The organism is Pseudonocardia sp. SID8383, from assembly GCF_009864975.1.
GTDB lineage: Bacteria > Actinomycetota > Actinomycetes > Mycobacteriales > Pseudonocardiaceae > Pseudonocardia > Pseudonocardia alni.
Genome location: NZ_WWFY01000693.1, coordinates 1 through 3623, shown reverse-complemented (window position 1 = coordinate 3623; position 3623 = coordinate 1). Strand labels below are relative to the sequence as shown.

The window sequence follows — 3623 nt, the reverse complement described above, 5'->3', positions numbered from 1 at the left end:
CGGGTCACGTGGGTCGGCTCACTCGCACGCGACGCCGTCGCCGTCGCGGTCGAGGCCCGAGCGGTAGCCCGGGTCGCCGCTGCTCAGCGGGGCAGCTCCGGCGGCGCGGGCCGCGGCGCAGTTCGTGTAGTAGGCCGAGCCGCCGCCGGACGAGCCGGAGGACGACGAGCCGGAGGAGACCAGGGGCTGCGGCGCGGCCGGGACGTAGGGCCGGTCGACGTCGGTGTCGGCGACCAGCGGCGCGGCCTGCGGGGCGGACTCGGTGACCGGGGCGCTCTGCGGCACCACGACCGGAGCGGGCGGGACCGGCGGGGCGGCGGCCTCGCCGATCGTGATCGGGTCACCGGCGGAGGCGAGCGCCGCGGGGCCGGGCAGCTGGGTGGTGACGGTCCCGGCGGCGACCCCGGCGACCGAGCCGGTCGACGGGCCGAGGACGACCTGGGTGAATCCGGCGGCACGGAGCGTGTCCCGCGCCTGCACGTCGGTCATCCCGACGACGTTGGGCACCGTCAGCAGCACCGGTGCCGCCGGGGCGGCGGGAGCGGCCGGGGCCGCCGCGAGCGGACGCACCGGAGCGGTGGCCGCGCCCACGATCCCGAGGACGGTCATGAGCACACAGAGCGCGGTGGCCGTCCAGCCGAGCACGATGCCGACCGTCGAGCGGCCCGGCGTCGACGCCCCGCCGGCCCGGAAACGGGCGCGGCCGGCGTGCGACAGCAGCGCGGCGGGCACCGTGACCAGCAGGCCGAGCACCGGCACGAACCCGACCACCATCCCCAGCACCGAGAGCCAGAAGCCGGCAGTGGCGGGGGTGTTCCCGCGGGTCGCCGGGACCGGCTCGGCGACGGTCGTCCAGGGCTGGGTGGCGGTCATGACTGGTCCCCTCGTGGTGGCCCGACCGGAGCTGCTCCCGCTCCGACGAACGGCCTATCGAGGGGCGTGACGCGGCCATTACCGCCCGTCATCAGGGTTGATGACTAGGGAGTGAGCACGAGCTTCCCGACCGCGGAGCGCTCGGCGTACGCGCGGGTCGCGGTCGCCGCGTCGGCCAGCGGCAGGGCCCGCGGGCGGGCCGGGTGCAGCTCCCCGGCACCGATCCGGCGCAGCACGTCCTCGGCCAGGTCCCGCGACGCGGCGGGGTCGGTGCGCGACCAGTCGCCCCAGTCGACGCCGACGACGGTCCGGTTCCGCAGCAGCACGACGTTCGCGGGCAGCTTCGGGATCGCGCCGGAGGTGAAGCCCAGCACACAGAACCGGCCGCCGGCGCCCAGCGCCCGCAGCGCGGCCTCCGCGGCGTCGCCGCCGACCGGGTCGATCACGACGTCCGCGCCACCGCCGGTGTGCTCGCGGATCGTGTCCTTGAGGGCGTCGTAGCCGACGGCGGCCTCGGCCCCGGCGGCGAGCGCGGCCGCGCGCTTGTCCGGTGTGGACGCGAGGGCGAGCACCCGCGCCCCGGCGGCGCGGGCGTGGTCGACCGCGGCCTGCCCGATCCCCCCGCTCGCCCCGAGCACGACGACCCACTCGCCCGGGCGGACGGTGACCCGGTCCCGGAAGGCGAAGGCGATCGTCCCGTGGCTCTCCATCGAGCTGGCCGCGACGCCCGCGTCGACCCCGTCGGGCACCGGGACCAGGCGCTCCTCCGGGACGACGACGTGGCTGGCGAACCCGCCGAAGCTCGTGAGCAGGGCGGCGACCCGCCTGCCGTCCGGGGTCGTCCCGGCGACCGCGGTGCCGGGTGTGAACGGCAGCGGCGGTCGTAGCTGGTAGCCGCCGCGGGCGATCAGCCCGTCGACGAAGCTGACCGCGGCGGCCTCGACGGCGACGAGCACCTCGCCCGGTCCCGGCTCCGGGTCCGGCTCCTCCACCAGCTCGAACCGCTCCGGATCGGCGAACTCCCGGCAGAGCACCCGTCGCACCACGCCTCCTCGCGTCGCCCACTACGTCCGTGGGCGAGCCTCGCACGGGGGTGCCCGGCGGTGATCGTCGGTGTGGCCGCGGTCATGGCGGGGCGGCGGGCGCGGCCCCGGAAGCCTTCGTGATCCACTGTCGCCCGGGGCCCGGCCTTCCTCCCGCCGGGTCCGCCGAGGGAGGAGCATGGTGGGCGTGTCGTCCGACCGCACGGAACCCGGGGCCGCGGACGACCTCCGGTCCGACGGCCGCAGTACGCGCTGGGACGCGCACCGCGCGCGCCGTCGGGAACAGGTGGTCGACGCCGCACTGGTCGTGCTGGGCCGCGATGGGCAGGACTTCGGCCTGGACCAGGTGGCGCACGAGGCGGGCGTGACCAAGCCGGTGATCTACCGGCACTTCGGCGACCGGGCCGCGCTGCTCGACGCGATGGCGGAGCGCGCGACCGACCGTCTGATGGAACGGCTCATGCCCGCCCTCTACCGGGAGTGCGCGGCCTGGAAGCGGATCTACGACTCGGTCGACGCGGTCATGGGCTTCCTCGACGACTCACCGGGCGTCGACCTGCTGTTCCGCCGCCGCCTGCCCGGGCAGCGGGGGGAGGTGGTCGACGCCGGCCGGGAGTTCATCGCCTCCGCGCTGACCGGGCTGCTCGGGTCCTACGCCGAGGTGCTCGGCCTCGACGATCCCGAGCTGGTCCGGGTGTGGTCGCAGTCGCTGGTCGGCGCGGTCCAGGGGACCGCGGAGTGGTGGCTGCGGGGCCGGGCGACCGGGAACGCCCCCGGGCGCGACATCGTCACCACCCACCTGACGGACCTGATCTGGACCCAGATCGAGGGGGTGGGGCGACAGCGGGGGTTGACTCTGAGTCGCGAATCACTACTCCCTGTGAGAGTCATGCCGAAATAGGCGTTACTCAGCGTATAGGGTACCGTCGCGAGCCGGTCGCCCCGGCAGGTCCCGGACCCTCGTGGCGACCGCCGGATGTATCTGCGCACGGGCCCCGTCGCCGGGGAACTCCGGGCGCGCAGTCGTGCGGAGGGGGAGCCATGTCCGAGGGGGCTAACGGCGGGGGCCGGCCCGGTCCTGTGCCGGTCGACGATCTGGCGCCGGGCGGTCCGCGGGCGAAGGCCCAGGGCTGCCTGTGCTCGGTACTGGCGAACGCGGCGTTCCGGGCCGGGGCCGAGAGCAGGCCCTGTATCGACCCGCGCTGCCCGATGCACGCCGACCCGTCCGAGGACTGATCCCACCACGGTGGGGCGCCCCGGCGCTCCGCCCTTCCGGGCAGGGCGGGGTTCACCTCGGGGGATGTGTCCCCGCCCTGCCGCCTCCCATCCGCAGGAGACGATCGTGTTCGACCTGGAGCGCGTGACCGCAGAGCTGCACCGTGAACTCGGCGTGGTCCGCGAGGAACGCCCCGGTGTCCGGCATGCCGGGCTCGTCACCCAGCTGCGTCTGGCGGGGGAGGTCGGCGTCCGCGACGGCAGGACGACGATCCACGCCGAGTTCGACGCCCCGGCCCCCGCGCTGCGGATGCGCTCCGAGCTCGGGGCGCTGCACGGTCGCGGCGGGCTGCGGGCCGAGGTCGTGACCGGCGGCGGGGCGATCCTGCGCTACCAGGTGCGGGTCACGGCGCCGGGGACCGACCTGGCCCGGGCGACGGGTCTGGTCGACCGGACCGGACGGCCGGTGCTCGGCCTGCCACCCGCCGTCGT

Annotated in this window: 4 protein-coding genes and 1 pseudogene; 3 read left to right on the top strand and 2 right to left on the bottom strand. The window is 76.1% G+C overall.

Annotated features, from left to right (window positions below):
- Window positions 1–18: 18 nt before the first annotated feature.
- On the bottom strand, window positions 19–873 hold the full coding sequence (locus GTW08_RS16865; protein ID WP_083658646.1) for an excalibur calcium-binding domain-containing protein: 855 nt from the start codon (window positions 871–873) through the stop codon (window positions 19–21).
- 104 nt (window positions 874–977) lie between these two features.
- A complete protein-coding gene (locus tag GTW08_RS16860) occupies window positions 978–1916 on the bottom strand; it encodes an NADPH:quinone oxidoreductase family protein (protein ID WP_073575932.1) in 939 nt (312 codons plus the stop codon).
- A gap of 187 nt (window positions 1917–2103) precedes the next feature.
- Between GTW08_RS16860 and GTW08_RS16855 the strand changes: the two genes are divergently transcribed.
- From GTW08_RS16855 to GTW08_RS16845, 3 genes and pseudogenes are all read left to right on the top strand, one after another.
- Complete coding sequence (locus GTW08_RS16855) at window positions 2104–2817, top strand: TetR/AcrR family transcriptional regulator (protein ID WP_161152206.1); 714 nt, start codon at window positions 2104–2106, stop codon at window positions 2815–2817.
- Between the two features lie 140 nt (window positions 2818–2957).
- On the top strand, window positions 2958–3152 hold the full coding sequence (locus GTW08_RS16850; RefSeq protein WP_139282816.1) for a hypothetical protein: 195 nt from the start codon (window positions 2958–2960) through the stop codon (window positions 3150–3152).
- Window positions 3153–3258: 106 nt separating this feature from the next.
- Window positions 3259–3623 (top strand): annotated as a pseudogene (locus GTW08_RS16845) (DNA-binding protein WhiA); the annotation flags it as partial.